The 22,565-nt window shown below is 66.9% G+C and carries 12 protein-coding genes; 2 read left to right on the top strand and 10 right to left on the bottom strand.

Features of this window, described 5'->3' with window-relative positions; all coding sequences use genetic code 11:
* Nucleotides 1-140: 140 nt before the first annotated feature.
* The 8 genes from BFX80_RS15065 to BFX80_RS15100 form a co-directional block, all read right to left on the bottom strand.
* The gene (locus BFX80_RS15065) at nt 141-1,574 is read right to left on the bottom strand and encodes a hybrid sensor histidine kinase/response regulator (RefSeq protein ID WP_084209320.1); all 1,434 of its coding nucleotides are present in this window, start codon (nt 1,572-1,574) and stop codon (nt 141-143) included.
* Nucleotides 1,564-2,754: a nitric oxide-sensing protein NosP gene (gene nosP / locus BFX80_RS15070; RefSeq protein WP_084209815.1), complete on the bottom strand. Its 1,191-nt coding sequence runs from the start codon at nt 2,752-2,754 to the stop codon at nt 1,564-1,566. The genes BFX80_RS15065 and nosP overlap by 11 nt, the downstream gene beginning before the upstream one ends.
* A gap of 112 nt (nt 2,755-2,866) precedes the next feature.
* Nucleotides 2,867-5,026, bottom strand: a complete 2,160-nt coding sequence (recD, locus tag BFX80_RS15075) for an exodeoxyribonuclease V subunit alpha (protein WP_084209321.1) — start codon at nt 5,024-5,026, stop codon at nt 2,867-2,869.
* Nucleotides 5,019-6,869, bottom strand: a complete 1,851-nt coding sequence (locus BFX80_RS15080; protein WP_157109498.1) for a 3'-5' exonuclease — start codon at nt 6,867-6,869, stop codon at nt 5,019-5,021. The genes recD and BFX80_RS15080 overlap by 8 nt, the downstream gene beginning before the upstream one ends.
* Before the next feature lie 5 nt (nt 6,870-6,874).
* Nucleotides 6,875-9,256 (bottom strand): UvrD-helicase domain-containing protein, encoded by a 2,382-nt coding sequence (locus BFX80_RS15085; protein ID WP_084209323.1) that lies wholly within the window; start codon nt 9,254-9,256, stop codon nt 6,875-6,877.
* The gene (recC, locus tag BFX80_RS15090) at nt 9,253-13,305 is read right to left on the bottom strand and encodes an exodeoxyribonuclease V subunit gamma (RefSeq protein WP_167593056.1); all 4,053 of its coding nucleotides are present in this window, start codon (nt 13,303-13,305) and stop codon (nt 9,253-9,255) included. The genes BFX80_RS15085 and recC overlap by 4 nt, the downstream gene beginning before the upstream one ends.
* Before the next feature lie 210 nt (nt 13,306-13,515).
* Entirely contained in the window at nt 13,516-14,856 is a 1,341-nt protein-coding gene (locus tag BFX80_RS15095; protein WP_077379177.1) for an MFS transporter, read from the bottom strand.
* A 522-nt stretch (nt 14,857-15,378) separates the two neighbouring features.
* Nucleotides 15,379-15,798, bottom strand: a complete 420-nt coding sequence (locus BFX80_RS15100; RefSeq protein WP_077379176.1) for a DUF1499 domain-containing protein — start codon at nt 15,796-15,798, stop codon at nt 15,379-15,381.
* A 358-nt stretch (nt 15,799-16,156) separates the two neighbouring features.
* Between BFX80_RS15100 and BFX80_RS15105 the strand changes: the two genes are divergently transcribed.
* Nucleotides 16,157-17,554 (top strand): exonuclease SbcCD subunit D C-terminal domain-containing protein, encoded by a 1,398-nt coding sequence (locus BFX80_RS15105; protein ID WP_084209325.1) that lies wholly within the window; start codon nt 16,157-16,159, stop codon nt 17,552-17,554.
* Nucleotides 17,551-21,081 (top strand): AAA family ATPase, encoded by a 3,531-nt coding sequence (locus tag BFX80_RS15110; RefSeq protein WP_084209326.1) that lies wholly within the window; start codon nt 17,551-17,553, stop codon nt 21,079-21,081. The genes BFX80_RS15105 and BFX80_RS15110 overlap by 4 nt, the downstream gene beginning before the upstream one ends.
* A gap of 81 nt (nt 21,082-21,162) precedes the next feature.
* On the opposite strand, the gene BFX80_RS15115 is transcribed toward BFX80_RS15110, so the two are convergent.
* On the bottom strand, nt 21,163-21,930 hold the full coding sequence (locus BFX80_RS15115; RefSeq protein ID WP_084209327.1) for an endonuclease V: 768 nt from the start codon (nt 21,928-21,930) through the stop codon (nt 21,163-21,165).
* A gap of 53 nt (nt 21,931-21,983) precedes the next feature.
* Nucleotides 21,984-22,556, bottom strand: coding sequence for a PRC-barrel domain-containing protein (locus tag BFX80_RS15120; protein WP_084209328.1), 573 nt, complete (start codon nt 22,554-22,556; stop codon nt 21,984-21,986).
* Between the last annotated feature and the right edge of the window lie 9 nt (nt 22,557-22,565).

Raw genomic sequence — 22,565 nt, forward strand, 5'->3', positions numbered from 1 at the left:
CATGCTAAATACGATCAATTCTCATTAAAATTTACCGCGATGCCTGATAGCCTCCTTCAATTCTGCACATTGCCCCAACGCCCCGATTCCCTTGTTTCCGAATGCCGAGAGCTCAGCAAAGAAAGCTCAGCGACAGGAACTCAGCGATGGTTGACCAACAGCTGGCGCAGGCGCAGCGGCTTGACCGGCTTGAGCAGGAACCCGAAGCCGAGCGCGCGTGCCCTGGCCTTCAGCGGCGCCGAGTGGTCCGCGCTGATCACCACCACTGGCAAGTCTGGCCAACGCTTGCGCAGCCGTTGTGCCTGCGCCAGACCATCGGGCTGCCCGTCACCCAGCTGATGATCAACGATCAACACCTCCGGCGGCGCGGCCAGCGCCTGCTGCAACAGCACCTCGGCGGTATCGGCGCAGTGGACACTCGCGCCCCAGCCCTCGAGCAATGACTGCATGCCGGCACACACCTCCCGATCATCCTCGACCACCCAGATAACGGTATCGAGCAGCGGCTGCGCAAGCGGTGACGCGCAAGGCTGACCGGGAGAAGGCGCGTCAGCCGACGGGCCCATCACATTGGCAGGCTGTCGAATCGGCACGCGCACCGCGAAGGCGGCACCGCGCCCCGGGGTGCTGGCCAACGACAGGGGGTGCTCCAGCAGGCCGGTGATGCGCTTGACGATCGCCAGCCCCAGCCCGAGGCCGCGCTGCTCGTTGTCCTGGCGCGGCGCCAGGCGCCGGAATTCCTGGAAGACCACCTCGCGCTGATGCTCGGCGATGCCGGGGCCGTTGTCGGCCACCGTGATCTCCAGCCAGTCACCACGCCGGCGACACCCCAGCAGCACGCGTCCGCGCGTCGAGCCATCCGGGACATGGCGCAGCGTATTGCTCAGGAAATTGCGTATCACGCGCGCCAGTAGCTGCAGATCTGACTCGACGCTCAGGTGGCTGGCCACGTAGTGCAGCTCCAGCCCACGGGCAGCGCCCAGTTGACGATATTCCTCGGCAAGCACATCCAGCAGCTCACGCACCGGGAAGGTGGCGACATCGGCCGTCAGCACGCCGGCATCCAGCCGCGAGATGTCCACCAGCGTGCCCAGCAGGCTCTCGACATCGGCCAGCGAGCGCCCCAGCCGCGCCACCAGCTCGCCCGGCGAAGCGTCGCGCGGCGTGGGGTCATCAAGTGCCAGCCTCGCCAGCTGCTCTTCCAGAGCGCTTGCGAACAATCGGGCGGCATTCAGGGGTTGCAGCAGATCATGGCTGATGGCGGCGAGAAAGCGGGTCTTGGAGTGATTGGCCGCCTCGGCGGCGGCCTTGGCGGCGGTCAGGCGTCGATTGAGTGCCCCCAGTTCATCGAGGGTGCGGTGCAGGGTGTCGGTACGCTCGCGCACCTGATCCGCCAGCAGGACGGCGTGCTCGAAGGCGGCGTAGGGCGCGCTCGGTGAAGGGCTGCTGGATTCGACCCGCTCGATCAGGGCGGCGTTGATCTTCTCCAGCTGGCGATTGCGCGCCTTGAGGGCGGCGAGTTCAGCGCTCAGGCCGTCCTTTCGGGAATCTGTCAGCGGCGTATCAGGCGCCATCCTGTCCTCCCGTGCCATCGGCCGCGAGACGGCGCTGGCCGATCACCACGCCGGTGAAGGTCTGGTTGATGTGCATGCCGTGATGCTGCTCACCGTAGGTATTGAAGCCGATCACCCGGTGATGCCTGAGCAGACGCGAAGCCTCTGCCTCCAGCCCCAGCGCCTCGATCTCCATGCGCCGCAGGAAGCAGTCACAGCCGATGGTCAGCGCGGGCGGCCCCAGGCGCGCCTCCACCTCGGCCAGCCGCTGCTCGAGCTGCGCGAGAATCGGCGTGGCCTGCATGGCAGTGAGCACGATGCCGGTCTCCACCGCGCAGTAGAAGCTCAGGCTGGCATCGGCATTCACGCGCTGGATGGAGCGTACGTAATGCGCCTCACCGATGCGCACCGCCAGCGGGCAGCGCGCGAAGACCGCCTCCTCCAGCGCCTCGGGCGCGACACCGGCCAGCCGCGCATACTCCTCGGCGGCGGGCTCGGCATTCAGCTCCAGCACGCGGCGTGAATCGCGGTCCACCGCCGTCACCACCAGCTTGTCGGCCAGCGGCGTAAGATGGTGCGTACTGATGACCTCGAACGGCAGCCGCGTATTGATCACTACCACGACCGCCGCCTGATCATGGAAGACCCCATCGGCGTAGACATAGGTATGCGCCAACCGGTTGTCGTCCCCGGCGGAGCCACCGAAGGCGGGAATGCTGCCCAGCGCCGCATCCAGCGTCGCCAGTACCTGCTCCTCACTGCTCGAGAGGCCATCGAGCAGCGTCAGCGCGAAGCTGTTGCCCATCACCGGCGCCACGGCCTGCTCGCGACAGCGCGCCAGCAGCTCATCACTCAACGTCTGGGCCCGCGGAAGGTCGAAACCGCTCAGATCATCGATCAACACCTGCGCCAGCGCGAAGTCGCTGCGCGCCAGGCCGATGGCGGTGATGGAGCCGCGCGCATAGCCCTCGGGCGTGATCTCGCCGGCGGTGGTGCAGCCACTCACCGCTACCTCACCGAAGGCATCGGCCAGCGCCTGACCCAGTGCCGGGAGGGGGTAATCCGCCGAGCAGAAGAATAGCACCCCGCCGAGCCGCTGGCGGCCACCTAGCGAGTCATCAAGCTTTCGGGCCAGCTCGGCCACCGCCGCCTGCGGGTCCTTGAGGTGACTGGCCGCTGTGGCCAGCGGCACGGCAATCATCTCGCTCTGTGGCTGCGGCCTTCCCTTCACGCGACTGCTGACATCCGTCATGTCCCCTCCTCCTGTCGAGCGCAGCGGGGCCAGACCTGACGATCATCCATCGGCGTCCGGTCTAGAGCACCAGCCCGCTGGCTCTCACCACGCGTCGTTCAATGGCGCCTTCCAGCGTCTCGCGGCGGGTGCCCGCCAGCGTGACCCGCGACTTGGCCCGCGTGATGCCGGTGTAGACCAGCTCGCGAGTCAGAATCGGATTGGCACCCTCAGGCAACACGAATACCACATGGCGGAACTCGGAGCCCTGCGACTTGTGGACCGTCATCGCGAAGACCGTCTCCACCGCCTCGAGGCGTGACGGCAATACCGTGCGCACGCCACGGTGGAAGCGCTGGATCTCGGTGTCCTGCCCATCACGCTCGGCGTCTGACGATACCTCCTCCTCGACCGGGAAGAACACGCGCAGGCGTCCCCCGGCGGCGGGGTCCGGCAGGGTGATGCCGACATCGCCGTTGTAGAGCCCCAGCGCGCGATCATTGCGCGTCACCATCACCGGACGCCCGGCGTACCAGCCGCGTTCCTCGGCGATCAGGCCACGGCGCATCAGCACCCGCGCCACCCGCTGGTTGAGGCCATCGACCCCATAGGGGCCACGGCGCAGCGCGCACAGCAGCTGAAACTCGAGCAGCAGATCGATCACCTCTCGTGCCGGGCGCCGCTCACGCACGGCCTCCAGCGCCGGGCGATAGCCATTGACCACCAGCTTTTCCAGATCGCGGTCCTCCGGGCCGCTGAGCTTCAGCCAGGCGATATCGCGATAACCGGTCTTCCAGACGGCGCGCAGCGCCTGGCGGTCTCCGGCATTGCAGGCACGCGCCAGGGCACCGATACCGCTGTCGGCGGAGAAGCGGTAGCTCTTCTGCAGCACTACCACGTGATCGGCGAGTCGGCCGCGGTCTGCCGTGTCCTGCGTCTCCAAGACATCCGGCGTGGCGATGGCCTCATCCAGCGTTTCGCCAGTCAGGCGGGCGAGGTCTGCACACAGCGCCGGTGAGTAACGCGGCGGCAGCGCATGCTCGCAGAGATCGCCCAGCACGGCGCCGGCTTCCACCGAGGCCAGCTGGTCCTTGTCGCCGAGCAGAATCAGGCGGGCGTGGGCGGGCAGCGCGCCGAGCAGCGCCGCCATCAGGTCGAGATCGACCATCGAGGCCTCGTCCACCACCAGCAGGTCCAGCGCCAGCGGGTTGCCGGCGTGATGGCGGAAGTGGCGGGAATCCGGACGTGCGCCCAGCAGGCGGTGCACGGTGCTTGCCTCACGCGGGATGGCAGCGCGCACCGCGTCTGGCACCTCGAGCTTCGCCACCGCGCCACGGATCGACTCCGACAGCCGCGCCGCCGCCTTGCCGGTCGGGGCGACCAGTCGGATATCCAGCGCCCGCCGTTCATGCGGATGGCCTGTCTCATCGCTCTCGACACTGCCTACCACACCGCTCTCCACCTCCACACCGCCAGCTCCACCAGAGAGCGCCTGCGCCTGCAACAGTGCCAACAGGCGCGTGACGGTGGTGGTCTTGCCGGTACCGGGACCGCCGGAGATCACCGTCAGGCGCTGACGCAACGCCAGGGCGCAGGCCAGCTTCTGCCAGTCCGGCGCGCCATGGGGGTCCGGCTGATTGCTGGCGAACAGCTCACGCAGGCGCTCGCCCAGCGCATCACTGACCCGCGTCTCGCCCTCCTCGCTTGGCCCCATCCGCGCACGCAGCCCCGCCGCGACTTCACGCTCGGCCTGCCAGTAACGCCGCAGATAGAGGCGCTCGCCCACCAGCACCAGCGGGCGCAGCGGCAGATGCCCCGCCGGGGAGTCGGCCTGCGCCAGCACGCTGACCAGCCGCGATTCCGCCAGCTGCTCGGCCCAGCGGCCGGCATCGAGATCCGCCAGGAAGGCTTCCGGCAGGGCCACGCTGACCTCGGCAAGATGCGCCTCGGACTGCTCCAGCGGTGGCAGCGACAGGGTCGCGCGTGGCTCGGCCAGCGCCCGCGACAGCGACAGGCACACATGCCCGCGCCCCAGCTGGTGGCTGGCAAGCGCAGCCGCCAGCAGCACGCTGGACGGGGCCTCCGGCACATGACGCGCCATGAAGCGCACCAGATGGGCATCGACTCGCCTGAGCCAGCCCAGCTCCACCCACAGGCCGAGCGTCGCGAGCAGGGTCTCGGCAGTCGGGGCGTCAGGGGCAGCGCTGAGCTGCTGCGTTTCCAAAGGCGTGGCGTCAGACATCGAAGGCCCCCTGCTGGCCGCTTTGCGTAAGTGGCGTGGTGTCGGTGGTGTGAAGGAGCAGGCTGTCCAATGCGGAGCTGTCACCGCCCAGCCAGAGATCCAGCGCCTCGATCAGCGCCTGTGATGGCCGGCGCTGGAACACGCCGGGCGTCGCCATTCCGGGCGCCTCCCCCTCGGCGTCCACCGCAAGCGCGGGTGAGTCACCGCCGGCATCCAGGCCGCGCAGGAAGACATACAGCACGCCCCCCATACAGCGTTCGTAATCGTAGTCCTCGCCGAGGCGCGCCTTGAGCAGACGATGCAGCGCGAGGGTGTAGAGCACGTACTGCAGGTCGTAGCGGTGCTCGACCATCGCGCGGGCCAGCGACTCACCGAGGTAGTCCTCGGGGCGCTCGCCCAGATAGTTGGACTTCCAGTCCAGCACGTACCAGCGCCCACCGGACTGGAAGGTCAGATCGATGAAGCCCTTGAGCATGCCGTGCATGCGGCGTGGCGCGAGCCTGGGCCGCGAGCGCGGCAACGGCTCCAGCGCGGTGACCACGGCGTCCAGCGGCAGACTGCGCGCGTGCACGGCCGGCAGCCAGAATTCCAGCTCCGGCTGCCAGGCCTCGAGTCGGTTGAGCAGGATAGGCTCGCCCTCGAAGCCCTGCAGCGGACGAGTCAGTGCCTGCTCCAGCCAGTCGGTGAGACGTGGCTGCCAGCTGGCATCGAAGCCACCGAAATGCAGTCGCGAGCCCACCAGCCGCTCAAGCTCGCCGCGATAGTCATCCGCACCGAGCCGATCGAGATCCACCGCCTCCAGCAGCCCGTGCAGGAAGGTCCCCGGGCGCGGCCCACGCGGGAAATCATGCAGATGGATCTCGCCCACCGTCATCGGCAGGCCGCCCGCCAGCAGCGGGCCGGACTGGCCTGCCACCTCGCGGTCCGGGCGCGTCAGGCCCTGCTCGCCTTCTTCCAGCGCGATCTCGGTGGCGCCTTCGGGCACGCGGTCATCCTCGGCATCGCCGGTGTCTTCCAGCGCCGCCGTCACCTGACGGGCATCCGTGAGCAAGGCGGTGTAGGAGGCGATCCACCAGTCATCCTCGATACCGCCGGCGAAGTGACGCGCGCCGTGGAAGTGCTGATCGCGCTCCGCCGGTGGCTGATAGTCATGACCGGGCAACTCCGGCAGACCGGACACGCGAGCGAGTCCGGCCGACTGCTGTTCACACCAGCGGCGCAAGGCAGCCTCGATGGCGCTGGCCTCGATCTCCTCGTTGTCACTCATGCCGAGCAGATAACCGATGGCGGTGACGGGCAGGCTGAGCTGCTTGCTGAAGCCGCCCTTGCCGATGGGCGCCAGCCCCAGCCAGCAGGCGAACTTGGGACGCGTCAGCGCCACGTAGAGCAGACGCACGTCTTCTCTTAATCTTGCCTTATCAGCCTCCTTAATCATGTCCTTCGATGGCTTCTTGACCAGGATGCTGTCATCGAGCGCGTCATCCTCCTGATTGACTCTCCGAGCAGGCACTTCCTCGTCATCACCTCCCTGGTCATCACCTCCCACGTCAGCCACAGCCAGCCAGCGCTGCTTGAGGGTCAGCAGGCCGAAATTCCTGTCCGGCTCGGCGGCGCGGAAGCTGGCCATGAACGGCAGCAGCACGATGGGATACTCAAGCCCCTTGGACTTGTGGATGGTGACGACCCGCACCAGCCCCTCATCACTTTCCAGTCGCTGACTGAGGCTGTCGCTGTCCAGCGCTTCATGGCCGGATTCCAGTGCCTGATGCCACCAGCGCAGCAGCGCCTGTTCGCCATCGAGCCGCTGGGCAGCATTCTGGGCCAGCTCCCCCAGGTGCAGCACGTCGGTCAGGGCACGCTCCCCCCGGCGCGGGCCGCCAGCCGCTCACCGACCCGGAAGTCACGCATCACGCCGCGCAGCATCGGCAGCACACCGCGCCGCTGCCAGTCACGGTGGTAGCCATCGAAGCGCTCGACCTCGCGCTCCCAGGCCAGCTCATCCACCACAAGACGCTCGACCAGCGAGAGGTCATCCGCCAGCAGGCGTGTCGCCAGCGCGGCGCGCAGACGACGGTCATCCCGCGGATGGGCCACGGCCTCGAACAACTGCAGCAGCTCGAAGGCCTCCGGCGTGTCGAACACCGAGCTCTTCTCGCTCAGATAGACGCTGCGGATACCGCCTTCGGCAAGCGCCCCACGCACCGCTGCGGCCTCGCGCCCGTTGCGTACCAGCACCGCGATATCGCTGGCGGCCACGCCCCGCACCGTCGAATCTCCCGCGTCCATGAACACCAGCCCCGGCTCGCCCGCCGCCAGGCGTTGTTGGCCCTCGAGCAGTGTCTGGATCTGGGTGCGGCAGGCGCGACTCATGTCGCGGCGATGCGCATCGGCGCTAAGGCGCTCACCGTTGGCCCACCACAGATTCAGTGCACAGGCGGCCTCTTCCCGGCCATCCGGATGCCGCAGCACCAGCCGGGTGCGCGTGCCCTGGGCCTCGACCGGCTGGAAGGGAATGTCCTCACTGCCGAAGGGCGCGGGATGCTGGGCGAACAGCGCATTCACCGCCGCCACCATCGCGGCGCTGGAGCGGAAGTTGCGCGGCAGGGTGAAGCGCGAGGGGGTGACCTGGCGCGCCGCCAGATAGGTGTCGATATCGGCGCCGCGGAAGGCGTAGATGGCCTGCTTGGGGTCACCGATCATCAACAGCGTGCTGGGTGTCTCGTCAGCGTCGTCGCTGTCAGTAGCGTCAACGTGCTGCTCATCGAGCGGCTCATCGCACGAGCCATCGCCCGCCGTCTGCGGATAGATGCGCCGGAAGATGCGGTACTGGACCGGGTCGGTATCCTGGAATTCATCGATCATCGCCACCGGCAGTTCCTGACGGATCTGACGCGCCAGACGCTGGCTGGCCTCGCCATTGAGCGAAGGGTCCAGCGCGTGGTCGAGGTCATTGAGCAGGTCCGAGAATTCCCAGAGTCCCAGACGGCGCTTCTCGCAGATCAGGGCGCGGGCGACGCTGTCACGCGCGTGCACGGCGACCTGATCCAGCAGCACGGCGTCCGGTGCCGGCACCTCGGCCAGCAGGTCCAGCGCCGCGAAGAAGGGGTGACGCGGCGTCTGGCAGTTCTTCTTGGTGCCCTTCTCGAGCTTGGCCTGGCTCAGCCAGCACAGCTTCTTGCTGTCGAGCATGTCGGCGGCGAAATCGTGCTCGCCGCTGGCCAGCCAGGCGGCTGTCGCCGCCAGGCGCGGCTCCAGCTCGGCCTCCTTGTAGCTGTTGCCGTTGAGCGCCTTGCTGGCGAAGGCCTCGCCCATCACCGCGCGGATGGCCGGCTCATCGAAGCTTTCCTCGACGGCGCGCCGCGCGGCCTGTTGTTGCTGACGCCACTGTTCGGCATTGCCGAGCAGATCGCTCAGGTCTTGCGGGGCCTCAAGACATTCACCGTCGCGATACAGCGGGCGTGGCGTGCCGTCACGCAACAGGCCGCGCAGCTCCTCTCCCAGTGCTTCCGGGCCGGCCCAGCGCCCACGGATCAAGGCCTGCCACTCGCGGGCCAGCGGGTAGAATTCGCAGCGCCAGTAATCCTCGACGCAACGTGTCAGCAGTGACTGACCATCCTGCAGCAGCTCGGCGCCGAAGCGTCCGCCGGCATCGAAGGCATGCCGACTGAGCATGCGCTGACAGAAACCGTGGATGGTGAAGATGGCGGCGTCATCCATCAGGCGCGCGGCCTGATCGAGCCGCCGTGCCGCCGCGGCCTTGAGGCGCGATGCGTCCTCGGCAGGTGAGGATGTCAGCAGCGGCGCGAGCAATTCGGCCAGGATCGGATCAGGACTGGCACGCCCCAGCAGCGCCTCACGCGCCTGCTTGAGGCGCGCGCGAATGCGGTCACGCAGCTCTGCGGTGGCGGCTTCGGTGAAGGTCACCACCAGAATCTCCGGCGGCGTCAGCGGACGCGGATAGCTCACGCTGGCCGCCTGCCCGGGCAAGGGCCCGAGCACCAGCCGCACGTAGAGCGCAGCGAGGGTGAAGGTCTTGCCGGTGCCGGCACTCGCCTCGATCAGATGCTGACCGAGCAGGGGCAGCGTCGGAATATCGAGGGCCTGGCCCTGCTGGCTCGGATCCATCTCGTCACTCATTGCCGCTTCCTTGTCCTGAGCGATGCCACTCCTCACGCCGCTCCCCACGTCACTCTCCACACCGCGCATGCCTTCCATTCTAATATCGCTCATGGTTGCGCCTTCCCGGTGGCAAGCTCCACCGCGCGCTCGCCGAGAATGCCCTGACGCACGCCGATCATGCTCTCGATCAACGGCTGATAGAGCTGCACGCTGTTGAGCACGCCGCCCGCACGGGCGAAGGCGTCAAACTCCGGCCACAGCTCGCCCAGCGCACCTTCCTGTCGCCTGAGTGCCTGGGGGCCCTTGAAGATGTCTTCCGTGAAGCGGGTTTCCATGGCGCGCGACAGGCTGTCGGCAAGCCAGGGCTTGTGGATGGCGGCCAGCGCCGTCTCAAGCGTTGGCGTGCCGTCAGCGGCCTGCGCCTTGAGTGCGCCGAACAAGGCACTGCGATCCTCCTCGCCCACTACCTCCCAGAGCGTGGTCGCCAGTTCCAGCGCGGCGGCCAGCGGCGCCTGCCAGCCCTGGGCATACGCCTTGACGAGATGGCGCAGCGCGGCTTCGGCCTGCTCGATACGCAGCGCGGGGAACAGCAGCCAGCGGTCCTCGAACACCGCCAGCCACTGATAGCCTTCACGGCGCGTGCCCTGATCACCCGCCACCTCCCCGAGGCCGGGGCGCGCGTTGGCCATCAGCCAGTCGAGATAGCCGGCCAGCAGACGATGCGGCTTGCCGAGCTTCTTGTAGCGGCCCTCCTTGCCGGGCTTGAGGGTGCCGAAGTGGGTCGCCTCCAACGTGGCCAGCAGGCAGCTCTCGCCCTCGGCGTCATCGCGCAGTTGCCGACGGCTGATCAGACGCGTGGTGAGCGTCACCCGCAAGGGCCTGCCGTCCTCATCCTGCATGATCAGCGGTACCTCGAGGGTGCGCGGCGGCAGCGAGGTGGCATCGCTGAGCTGATCGCGCCAGCTGGCCAGCTGCTGATCGAGACGCTTGAGGCGCGGTTCGATCAGCGCATCGGCAAAGCCCAGCGCCGGCAGGCGCCCGGCCCGGCGCAGACGTTCGGCGGCCAGCGGCAAGGATTGTCCGGTGAGCGCGGCGTCCAGCAGCTCGCGGGTCAGGGTGAAGTTCTCCAGCCCGTCGGGGGCGAAGGGTTCGTTGTCCTCATCCGGCACCTCGGCATCGCGGAAGCGCACTCCGACGCGGTCCAGCCCCAGCTGCCAGGGACGACGCAGGAAGCGCGCCAGCGAGTCCGCGCCGAGACGCAGATGGGACTCCGGTGCCTGCTCCACCAGCTGCTTCAAGGCGGCCGCCCCCGCCGCGCTTGCCTGACTGGCTTCGCGTTGATTCGCCGGGGAGGCCTCTGAGGTTGGAGCCTGACCCGCCGCGCGATACAGGCTCGACCAGCTGGCGTCATAGCTGAACAGATCGCCAGCCGTCGCCTGGGAGGCATGGAAATAGCGCCGCGAGAACGGCTGCAATGGATGCTCGGTGATCAGACGCTCGCGCAGGGCAACTTCGCGAGAGACACCCGGTGCCTCGGCATGCGTCTCGGGGGTCCAGCCCAGCTCGATGTAATCAAGCAGTTCCCCGACCAGTACCGAGGGCGGCCGTTCGCCGTTGTCGCGCTGGTCACGCCCGACCCACGAGATCGACAGGCGATCCCGCGCCGCCAGCAGCGCCTCCAGGAACAGGTAGCGATCATCGTCACGCCGTGAGCGGTCTCCCGGTTGAGGGCGGCTGGCCATCAGATCGAAATCCTGCGGCATGCGCACGCGCGGGTAGTCACCATCGTTCATGCCCAGCAGGTGCACTTCGCGGAAGGGAATCGCACGCATCGGCATCAGGGTGGCGAAGTTGACCCGACCGGCAAGGAAGCGCTGGGCGAGACCACCACTGTCCAGCTCGCCACGCAGCGCCTCGCGCACCACCTTGAGCGACAGACAGCCCTCGAAACCGGCCTGCTGCCAGCCCTTGTCGAGGCGGGAAAGCGCCGCCTGCAGACGCGCCAGAATGTCGAATTCCTCGGCACTGTCCGGGCTGAGGCTCTCCTCCCACAATCGCTGCAGCGTAGTCGCCCAGTCCGCTGGCGTACGCGAGGTGTCCAGCCAGCGGCGCCAGCGATCCAGGCTCTCGATCAGCTCGCCGACCTTGCCTGCCAGTTCGGCCTCGAGACCGGCCACTTCATCGAAGGGCACCACGCCATCGAAGCTCAGGCCGTTCATGTCGACAAGGCCGTCCATCAGGCCGTCCATCAGGTCGGCGCTCTGCTCACCTTGTATTGGGGAGCCGGCCGCCTGGGAGCCTGCCGCCGGGGAGCCGGTGGCGTAGCCCAGCAGCATGCGCTCGAGCCCGAAGCGCCAGCTGTTCTCGTCGAGGGGCATGAAGCCGAGCTGCTCACGGTGCTCACCGGAGAGCCCCCAGCGCACGCCGCTGTCGGCCAGCCAGCGCCGCAGGCGCTCAAGTTCGCCCTCCTCGATGGCGAAACGACGCCGGAAGGCGGCGACATCCAGCGCATCCAGCACCTCGCTGACGCCGAGGCGGCGCTCCGGCAGCTCCAGCAGCATCAAGACCAGTCCGAGCAGCGGATTGGCCTGACTGGCCACCCGGTCGGCGATGGTGAAGGGAATATGGCGCGGATTGCCCGGCGGCAGCTGACCGAAGACCGCCTCGATATAGGGGGCATATCGGTCGATGTCCGGCACCATCACCAGGATGTCGCGCGGCCGCAGCGGTTCGCCCTCCCCCTGCCGGGCCGCCTCGTGGGCACGTTCGAAGGCCGCCAGCAGGCGGTCATGCAGAATCTCGACTTCGCGCAGCGCCGAGTGGGCGCTGACCAGACTGATGGAATCATCTTGCGCCTCCAGCCTGCGAGGACTTCCCTCGGCCAGGGCGCGCTCGCCGGGATGCACCAGCTCGAGAATCTCATCCTGGATCTGATGCAGCAGCGGTGCCTGCTCGGGGGGCGTATCCTCGCTGATGCGCGGCACGAAGACGTCCAGTTCGAGATCGAAACCGCTGTCGCGGCCGGACAGCGCGCTCTCGAATTCATACAGATTGACGATGAAGTCACGCCCCTGGGCACCCAGCCCGGCCAGCAGCGGATTGGCCTTGAGGTGCAGCTCCTCCTCCGCCAGCCCGGTCAGCGCCGGTGCCTCGGGGTGACGGGCACGCTGTCGCGCGACGCGCTCGCTGTCCATGCGCAGACTGTCGGCTCTCATACTGCGCCGCACGGCTTCGCGGTCGGAGACGATATCGCCCCAGTAATGACGGCAGGGATTGGTGATCATCAGGTAGATGTCCATCACCCCGGACAGCGCATGCAGCGCATCCAGCGTCTGCCCCGGCAGTGCCGAGATGCCGAACACGAACAGGCGTGGCGGCAACGGGTGGCGGCGTGATGAGGGCAGCGATTCCAGCGCGCGCGCAGCCGCGACGAAGCGACCATGCAGGGCGGCACGGTGATGTTGCCGGCTGCTGGGCGGCGCATCCGCCAGTACCGCGCGCCACAGGGCCGGCTGCCATTTCTGGCTGGCGGGCAGGTTGTCCGGCAGCAGATTGGCGGGCAGCTCGCCTGCGGCCTGCTGACGCGCGAAGGCATCGCGGAAGTTGTCATCCTCCAGCCCGCTCTCCCAGCTGCGCACCCACTCGGGGCGATAGTTGAGGTACTGGTCGAAGAGATCCGCCAGCTGGCAGGCCAGCTGCCACTGCTGACGCTCTGCCTCCGGCCCCTCGGGCAGTGCAGGCAGGGCACCCTCACCGACTGCCTCGATCAGCTGGCCACGCTCATCGCGACACAGGTAATCCCTGAGCGGCGCATAGCATTCCGCCTGGGATTCATCGGCCAGCAGGCCCGGCAAAAGGCGCAGCAGACGCCAGGCAAGCGGACCCTTGTCGAAGGGTGACAGCTCCGGAATCTCGTCGCCCAGCACGCCACCCAGGACCCCGCGATAGGCACGCCACACGAAGCTTGAGGGCAGTGGAAAATCGACCGAGGCAGCGATGCCATCGGCCTCGGCCAATGACAACCTCAGCCACTGGGCCATGCCGTTGGACTGGACGAGAAAGGTTTCCGGCACCAGCGGAGGCTGGGGAGCGGCCTTGATCACCTTGAGCGCCAGATCGCGCAGATCCTCGAGGTGATTGGCGTGAAGAACGGTAAACATGCGGGCATCCTGCTGGCAAAGCCCCCGAGCCCTCATGGCCGAGGCGAGACGAGTCGAGAGCGAGGCGTGACGAGTGCCTCCATCCTAGCGTCGCCTCGGCGCTGGCCCAAACGAAAACGCGCACCACCCCGGAGGGTGATGCGCGTTTTCAGGCAGATGAATGCCTGACTGGTCGGGAACAGGCGCCCTGGCGCCGAGTCAGTGCTCTGCTCAGCGCGTGATTTCCATCAGCTCGCGGCCGCGCGGACTGAGCGCCAGCCACAGACCCAGCACCACGCCCATCAGCGACAGCGCCGCCACGTACCAGGTGGGCGACAGCGGCGAGACGGTCATCATCAGCGAGACCAGAATCGGCGTGAAGCCACCGAAGATGGCGTAGGCGACATTGTAGGAGAACGACAGCCCGGTGAAGCGCACTGCCGGCGGGAAGCCGCGGATCGCGATGCTCGGCACCGCGCCGACGATGCCGACGCTGAAGCCGGTCAGGCAGTAGAGCGGCACCAGCAGGCTGGGGTCCGAGTGCATGGTGGCCAGGAAGATCCAGTAGGTGATGCCCAGCAGAGCGCTCCACAGCACCAGAGTCACCCCGGCACCGATGCGATCGACCATGTAACCGGACACGATGCAGCCGATGCACACCGCCACGATCGCCAGACTGTTGGCGGAGAAGGCGGCGGCACGAGTCAGCCCCTCGAGCTCCGCGATCAGGCTCGGTGTCATCAGGATCACCACCACGATGGCGGCGGTCAGCACCCAGGTGACGGCCATCGCCACGGCAATCGCCGGACGCTGTTCACGCAGGATCATCTTCAATGGCAGCTCGGCGGCCAGCGCCTTCTTCTGCTGCATCTCGGCGAAGACCGGGGTCTCGTGCAACCAGCGACGCAGGTAGACCGAGAACAGCCCGAACACGCCACCGATGATGAACGGAATCCGCCAGGCGAAATCACTCACCTCTTCCGGGGTATAGACACTGTTGATGGCACTGGCCATCAGCGAGCCGAGCAGGATGCCGCCCACCAGCCCCATCGACAGGGTGCCGCAGGCCAGACCATTGTGACGCGGTGCGACGTGTTCGCTGACGAACACCCAGGCCCCCGGCACCTCACCGCCGACTGCCGCACCCTGGAAGATGCGCAGGATGATCAGCAGCAGCGGCGCCCACATGCCGATGACGGCATAGGTCGGCAGCATGCCCATCAGCAGGGTCGGCAACGACATCATGAAGATGGACAGCGTGAACATCTTCTTGCGACCCAGCGTATCGCCGAAGTGGGCCATGATGATGCCGCCCAGCGGGCGCGCCAGATAACCGGCGGCGAAGATACCGAAGGTCTGCACCTGACGTAGCCATTCGGGAATGTCGGGCGGGAAGAACAGCTGACCGACGACGGTGGCGAAGAACACGAAGATGACGAAGTCATAGAACTCGAGAGCGCCGCCGAGTGCGGACAGGCCAAGTACCTTGATGTCACCACGCTTGAGCGAATTTTCGTTGGGCAAATCGTGGGCAGCGGTGGCTGAGCCCGCTGCGGGGACGGAATCGTTCATGGATCTCTGTGTTAGCGGGGGCTGGTGTCCAGCGATGGTCAAGAGTGATTCACGCGTCGCGCATCTTGTTGTCGTGTCGTCTTTCAGCACAAGCCTCGCAGACGCCACGGTCAGGCGTCCTAGCGAGCGCAATAGCGGAAAGCACCGGGGTTGCCCCGGGCGTGGCGATGGTGCGGAATCCTGCCAGCGTACGCTGCATCACTGTATTGCGAAAAACACAATATTGCTCGATGCAGTCATGCGTCTCATGTAACGCACCCAGAGTAGCAAACACGCCCGTGGCTGGGTAGCGCCCGCTCACGGATTACGGGCGGTTTCTGCAGCGAGGGACACGAAATGTCGCAAGCGCGCGAAGGGACATGAAAGCCCGGCCAGGCAGATCAGGCACGATAGACGCAGACGAAACACCCCGGCGCCTGAACAGGCAGACCGGGGTGATGGGAAGTCGTCGGGAGGCACACAGGTGCATTGGCGAGGTGAAGATGGCGCATCGACGTGAGCGATGCCCTTCTCGGGGCAGCTTCAGCTGCAGTAACCCCAGCCTTCTAGGCGATGACGGATATCCTCGACCCGCTGACGATTCTTGCCGAGGTCGGAATGTCCCATGCGTGACACGCTGCGTACATGACAGACGCCTTCCTGTTCATTGCAGACGATTTCCACGTCATCGACGAAGCCCAGCAGGGGCGTGTGGAATTCCGCATGCAGATAACCGTCATCCGTACTGATGATTTCCGCATGACCCATGGATTCGATGATGCTGTGCATCTTCTCCATCGCGCTCAGGCAACAGTCCGTCGGCATCGGGAGCGGCGCTACGTAATGCTTGCTGTCAGAGGCCTGGGAGCTGACCCCGTTGGGGGTACTCGGGGCTGGTGCCAGCAGCCCATCATGCAGGCCGAGGTTATCGGGGCGAGGTGAGGCAAAAAGACCGTGGCGCATTGCGATTCCTTCCTGTCATCTCTGGGCATCGGCAACGGCTTCCCATGTTGCCGGCCTGATTGTTGTTCATTGGTCGTCCATCGATTCCTGCTTTTCTGAAGCCACCCTGACGCTGCCATCGCCGGGGCTTGTCGGATTTCGACACAGGCCTCGACTTTCAGCGTAGCGACTTTTGTCGATTTTGCCCGTGAACGGGATTGATCCAGATCAACTGCCTGAAAATGCGCTCCAGATGCACGACACATGATGCCCTCCCCTTCGCCCGACCAGACGCAATCCGTACACTGAGCACATCCAGACTCGGACGTCAGCTCGACCGGGTTCGTGATTCTCCTTCTGACACCGCAAGGAACGCATCGTGAGCTTCCGCTTTCTGCATACCTCGGACTGGCATCTCGGCCAGAGCTTCCATGGCCAGAGTCGCCATGTCGAACATGCCGCCTTTCTCGACTGGCTGCTGGCACGGCTCAAGTGTCTGACCCCGGACGCCCTGCTGATCGCCGGTGATCTGTTCGATGTAGTCAATCCGAGCCTCGCCGCCCAGGAGCTGCTCTACGACTTCATCGTGCGCGCCCACGAGCAGGACGCGGCGCTCGAGATCGTGATGATCGCCGGCAATCATGACTCCGGCTCACGCATCGAGCTGCCAGCCGCATTGCTCGCGCGTCTCAAGACGCATGCATTGGGTCGCGTGCGCTGGGTGGATGATTCCGCCGACGGCGGCGATGCCCACAGCCTCGACTGCCAGCATCTGCTGGTGCCCTTGCATGATCGTGATGGCAAGCGCCGCGCCCTGTGTCTGGCGGTGCCCTTTCTGCGCCCGGCCGAGGTCACCGGCCTGGGAGCTGGCGAGGATGAGTCGCAGGACGTGGACAAGCCTGAGCGCACCCGCAGCGAGGCCTATCGCGCGGGAGTGGCCCGTGTGCACGAGCAGCTGGTCAGCGCGGCGCGTGCCGCCCGCCAGCCCGGCGAGGCGCTGATCGCCATGGGCCACGCGCACATGCGAGACGGCGAGGTCTCCGAGAACAGCGAGCGTCCGATCCTGATGGGGGGCGAAGAGGCGCTCTCGACCAGCCTGTTCCCCGACGACATCGCCTATGTGGCGCTCGGCCACCTGCATCGTCCGCAACGCGTGGGCGGCCAGGAGCGTATCCGCTATTGCGGCACGCCGCTGGCGATGGACTTCTCCGAGGTCGATTACGGTCACCGCGTGCTGGAGATCACTCTCGAAGACGAGACACTCGTGGGCGTCGAGGAGCATCGCGTGCCCTGCCATGTCGCGCTCACGCGCATCGGGCCTGCACCGCTGACCGAGATCACCGCCCAGCTCACGGCGCTGGTCGCCGAGGCAGACCGTGAACTCGAGCCGGCACGCTGGCCGTGGCTTGAGGTGAGCGTGCAACTGGAGGCGCCCGTGATCGACCTGCGCGCGCGCATCGAGGCGCTGCTGGAAGGCGCGCCGCTGCGGCTGATCAAGCTGGTCACCCGCTATCCGGCGCCCAGCGCCGAGAATCGCGCGCCCAAGGGCGTGAAGCTCGATGAGCTGGGACCGATGGGGCTGTTCGAGCGCCACTATCGCGCCACCTATGACAGCGAGCCGGCCCCGTCACTGATCGAGGATTTCGCCCAGCTGCTCGAGGAGGTCGAGATCGCGCGTGAGGCACGCCTGGCAGGGGAACCGAGCAAGACCACCAAGCCCAGTCGCCAGGACGACAAGACAGCCTCAGCAGACAAGGCCAAGGGAGGTCAGTCATGAAGATCCTCGCCCTGCGCCTCGACAACCTGGCCTCGCTGGCCGGCGCGCATGAAGTCGACTTCGAGAAGGCGCCGCTGTCCGATGCGGGCCTGTTCGCCATCACCGGCCCCACCGGCGCTGGCAAGAGCACGCTGCTCGATGCCCTGTGTCTGGCGCTCTACGGCACCACGCCACGCCTGCGCCAGACCCCGAGCGGCGGTCAGCTGGAGGATGTCGGCGAGCATCAGCTGACCCTCAAGGACCCGCGCAGCCTGCTCCGGCGCGGCTGCGGCGAAGGCAAGGCCGAGGTGGACTTCATCGGCCGCGATGGCCTGCGCTATCGCGCCGGCTGGACGGTCAGCCGCGCGCGCGGCAAGCCCGGCGGACGCCTGCAGAACGCCAAGCAACATCTCCAGCTGCTGCCCACGGCCGATGACACCCAGTCAGCTCAGACCCTCAATACCACCAGCAATGACGCCAAGGCGTTGATCATCGACAGACTGGGACTGAACTTCGAGCAGTTCACCCGCGCCGTACTGCTGGCCCAGAGCGAGTTCAGCGCCTTCCTGCGCGCCAACGACAACGAGCGCTCGGAGCTGCTGGAGAAACTGACCGATACCGGCCACTACTCCGATATCTCGATCGCCGCCCACGAGCGTGAGCGCAGCGCCCGCGAGGCCGTCAACGAGCTCGAACGCCAGCTGGATGGCCAGCTGCCGGCAAGCCCGGACGAGCGCCAGGCACTCGAGGATGAGGTCCGTCTACGCCAGACGGCCATGACCCGCCTCAGCGAACAGCATGATGCGCTGACGGCCTATCACCAGTGGACCACCACGGCGGGCGAGCTCGAACAGGCCCTGGGTCAGGCGCAGCTTGAACAGAAGGAGGCTCACGCCGCCAGTGCTGCGCTATCCCGTCAGCGCGAGCAACTCAGCGCCCTGGAAGCCCTCGCACCGATTCGCCCTGCCCTGCTGCGCCTCAAGGCGATCTCGCCGCAGCATGTCCAGCTGACCACGCAGCTCACCCGAGTACAGCAACAGCTCGGCACTCTGTCACCACGCACCGAGCAGGCCCGGGCCGACAAGCAGGCCGCCGATGAACGCATGCAGCGCTGCGAGACCTGGCGTGGCGAGCAACTGCCCAAGCTGGAAGAGGCCCGTCAGGTGGCCTCGCGTCTGGCGCAACAACGCGAGACACATGTCAGCCAGCAGAGTGAGCAGCAACGCCTGCGCGACACGCTCGTCCACCATCAGCAGGAGCTGGAGACACAGGATCGACAGCGCCAGCAGCTGGATCAGCAACTCCAGCAGCTGCAGGCGACGCTGGTCGACGAGTCCGGCCAGCCGCTGAGCGATGCCGAAGACCATCGGGACCAGCTGCAACGTCAGCGCGATGCATTGCTGCAGCTGAAACCTGTGCTCAGCGAGCAGATCAATGGCCTGGCCCGCCGTGATGAGGTCCAGCAGCGCCTTGTCGAGCTGGAGCAGCAGCTGCCTCGGCAGCAACAGGCGTTGCGCGATGTGGCTGCCCGGCAGGCCCAGGCATTGCAGGCCCGTGATCAGGCGCGCCACGAGGAAGACGCCGAGCGCCGCCAGCAGGAGCAGGAGCGTCTGGCACGCAGCGACAACGTGATGGCGCTGCGCCGTGGGCTGGTCCATGGCGAGGAATGTCCGGTATGTGGCAGCCATGAGCACCCCGCCGCCGCCCAGGCCGCGCCGGCCGAGGCGCTGATCGCTCAGCTGGAACAGCAGGCCCGCGAGCGCCTTGAACAGCGCCGACAGGCCACGGCCACCGCGCAGCACGCCATGGAGGCGGCCAGTCACGAGCACGCACGTCTCGAGCAGCAGCTCGGCTACCTGCAGGAGGAACAGGCGCAGCTGCACACGGAGCGGCAACGTCTGCAGCAGCAGGCGCAGACCTGTCAGTCGAACCTGACCGACATTCTGGCTCGGCATTCGCTGTCAGAGCAGCCGCTGCTTGAGTCCCTGCCCCAGCTGCCTGCCGCACGAGCACTGGAACTGATCGAGCAGCGCCTTGGCGAACTGGACGCCCGCCAGAACACGCTGGTGACGACGCTGCGTCAGCTGACGCCGCTGCGGGAGCAACGCCAGGCACTGGCGACACGCCACGCCACGCTGACGACGCAATGCCAGCATGGCGAAGCACAGCTTCAGCAATGTGAGGCACGCATCGCGGCGCTGGCGAGCGAGATCGAGCAGCTGAGCGGCACGCTTGCCCAGCAGCTGAGCGCAGACCCCAGGCGACAGCATGCCAGCGTGAGCGACTGGTCCGACTGGGTCGAATCGCTGACCACCCGCATGCGCAACGAGCAGGAGGATGCGCGTCAGGCGCTGCAGGCGCTGAGCGACCAGCAACAGCAGCTGACGCAGCAGCAGGCCAACCTGCAGCAACGCCAGACGGAGCTGCAAGAGGAGCAGCGCGCGCTCGACAGCGAACGCGCGCATTGGCAGGCCGCGAACCCTGGCCTGGATGACGCGCGTATCGAGGAGTTGCTGGCCGTCGAGGATCACGACCTGCAGGCACTGCGCCAGCAACTGCGTAGCGCCCACGAGCGAATCGCACGCGCGGATGCCCTGTGTGAGGAGCGCAATGCGCGTCAGCTCAAACACTGGCAGGCCGCTCGGACCTCCGACTGGCAGGCAGCGCTCGAACAGCTGGCAGCGCCCGCCGAGGACACGACTGGAGACGATACGCAGGCAGACGGTGCATCAGGGGCTGAAGAGCTCGGCGTCATTCGCGGCCAGGCCGAGCAGGCATTGGCGGTGCATGCTGGTCTGCAGGCCCGCTTGCAGGAGGCCCCGGAAGAAGGAGCCGCTGGCACACTGACGGATGCGCCGCCAGGGCCCGAGGACGACACCCGCGAGCTTGGCGAGGCGCTGGCCAGTCTGATCACGGCACTCAAGGCACCGCTCAATGCCGTGCGCGAGGCCCATCAGACGGCACAGGCAGCGATACTCAATGATGATCAGCGCCGCAGTGGCAGCGCCGCGCTTGCCGAGCGTCTCGCAGCCGCGCGGGCCGAACATCAGCGTTGGGGGGCGCTGTCGGAGCTGATCGGCAGCGCCAGCGGCGCCAGGTTCCGCACCATCGCCCAGGCCTTCAATCTCGAGCGCCTGATCGAGCATGCCAATCTGCACCTGACCAATCTGGCACGTCGCTATCGTCTGGCCCGCGGCGCCAGCCCGCTGGGACTGGTGGTGGTGGATACCGAGATGGGTGATGAACTGCGCAGCGTTCACTCGCTGTCCGGTGGCGAGACCTTCCTTGTCTCGCTGGCACTGGCGCTGGGCCTGGCGGGCATGGCTTCCGGCGAGCTGCGCATCGAATCGCTGTTCATCGATGAGGGCTTCGGCAGTCTCGACCCGGATTCGCTGGCGCTGGCGATGGAGGCATTGGATGGCCTGCAGGCCAGCGGCCGTCGCGTCGGGGTCATCTCGCATGTGGCCGAGATGCATGAGCGCATTCCGGTGCGTATCGCGGTGCGCCCCTCGGGCAACGGCCAGAGCCGTCTGGAGATCGAAGGCTAAGCGCCGCCAGGCCTCGCAAAGACAGATAACGCTGAGACAGATAACGCGAAGACAGATAACGCGAAGACAGGTAATGCGACGCTAGGCATCACGGAGCCGCTTGAGACGCCGGCTGGCGAGCTGATCCGCCAGTCGGGTCGGCTCGGGCAGCTTGGTCTTGCCCAGACAGTGCAGGGTCATCGAAAGCGCCGTGTCCAGATTCATGCGCTGGCCCGGCGAGACGAACACCGGCTTGACCTTCGCGCGTGAGCGCAGCACGGCGCCCAGCTGGCTGCGCTGTTCGCGTCTGGGCAGCGCGGTGTCCTCGATGATGCCGAGCTCGGCATCCGCCTCGCGTACGCGATCCGTCAACGCGACCCAGTCACCACGCGCATCGCCCGGCTCGCCATGCTTGCCGCACAGACGCTTCTTGGCCACGCCGAAGGACGGCAGGTCACACCACAGGCCGAGATGCGCCGCCACGCCCAGGCGGCGCGGATGGGCAATGCCGTGACCGTCCACCATCAGGCATTCGGGCGGCCGCTCGAGTGCCTCAATGGCGGCGATGGCAGCGGGCAGCTCCCGAAATGACAGCAGGCCCGGAATGTAGGGCATGCGGGTCGGCTGACGGATCAGCTGCTGCTCAAGGGGTTCCAGCGTCGCCAGATCCAGCGTCACCACCGCCGCACGTGTCACCTCGCCTGCATCCTCGAAGCCGATATCGACCCCCGTGATGGTCGCCGGCCAGTCCTCGGAGCTTGCTCCCCAGGGCGGCGTCAGCGTCAGTCGCGTCGCCATTACGCGTTGCATGGCAACGGCGTCGGCAGGGTCGAGATTCCAATCGTGCAGTGCTGTCGTCCACTCACTCATGCACTTACTCATGCATTCCCTCACGGCGGTTGCGGGTCTCTCCCTCTCAGATGCTATCGATCGCCCTCACCTTCAAGTTGCTTGCCCAGTGAACGCAGCACCTCCGCCGCCTGGTTGCGGAAGCTGTCCAGCCCGTTGCCGACCTCCCCCATGCTGCGTTCCAGCTGACGCGAGAGCCGATTGGAAAGCGGTTGATCCGCGCGTGCCGCCAGCTGCTCCGGCGTCATGTCGAGCACCAGGCGGTAGCGGATGTCGCCGGGGGCCGCGGCGGCGAGCGGATCACTGACGGCTTCACGAGTGAAGCGCGCGAAGTCGATGCTGGCCGCCTTGTCACCGCCTTGCGGGCGGACCAACAGACGATGGATCTGGCCACGCGTATCACTGAGCACATCCTCGACCCGACCCAGCACCTCGCCCTGCGGCGTGACCACCGGCGACAGCCGCAGGGCCTCCAGCGAGACCAGCGGGACGCGAATCTCCGGCGTGGCGCTGCTGGCGGGCATGCCGGACTCGGCATGGGCCGCGCTGAGCGACAACCAGGGTGTCGCCAGCAGAGCGCACAGCATCAGCTGGCGGGCGGGCGCGGCCTTCAGGCCACGGCGCAGGGCATCGAGTGAAGAGATCATGTGGGCATC

The organism is Cobetia marina, from assembly GCF_001720485.1.
GTDB lineage: Bacteria > Pseudomonadota > Gammaproteobacteria > Pseudomonadales > Halomonadaceae > Cobetia > Cobetia marina.

Bases quoted from the DNA above. Each gene is read 5' to 3' on its own strand.
- BFX80_RS15095 (WP_077379177.1), bottom strand. From the start codon at position 14,856: ATGAACGATTCCGTCCCCGCAGCGGGCTCAGCCACCGCTGCCCACGAT.
- BFX80_RS15085 (WP_084209323.1), bottom strand. From the start codon at position 9,256: ATGAGCGATATTAGAATGGAAGGCATGCGCGGTGTGGAGAGTGACGTG.
- BFX80_RS15100 (WP_077379176.1), bottom strand. From the start codon at position 15,798: ATGCGCCACGGTCTTTTTGCCTCACCTCGCCCCGATAACCTCGGCCTG.
- recD (WP_084209321.1), bottom strand. From the start codon at position 5,026: ATGTCTGACGCCACGCCTTTGGAAACGCAGCAGCTCAGCGCTGCCCCT.
- BFX80_RS15110 (WP_084209326.1), top strand. From the start codon at position 17,551: ATGAAGATCCTCGCCCTGCGCCTCGACAACCTGGCCTCGCTGGCCGGC.
- nosP (WP_084209815.1), bottom strand. From the start codon at position 2,754: ATGATTGCCGTGCCGCTGGCCACAGCGGCCAGTCACCTCAAGGACCCG.
- BFX80_RS15065 (WP_084209320.1), bottom strand. From the start codon at position 1,574: ATGGCGCCTGATACGCCGCTGACAGATTCCCGAAAGGACGGCCTGAGC.
- recC (WP_167593056.1), bottom strand. From the start codon at position 13,305: ATGTTTACCGTTCTTCACGCCAATCACCTCGAGGATCTGCGCGATCTG.
- BFX80_RS15115 (WP_084209327.1), bottom strand. From the start codon at position 21,930: ATGAGTGAGTGGACGACAGCACTGCACGATTGGAATCTCGACCCTGCC.
- BFX80_RS15120 (WP_084209328.1), bottom strand. From the start codon at position 22,556: ATGATCTCTTCACTCGATGCCCTGCGCCGTGGCCTGAAGGCCGCGCCC.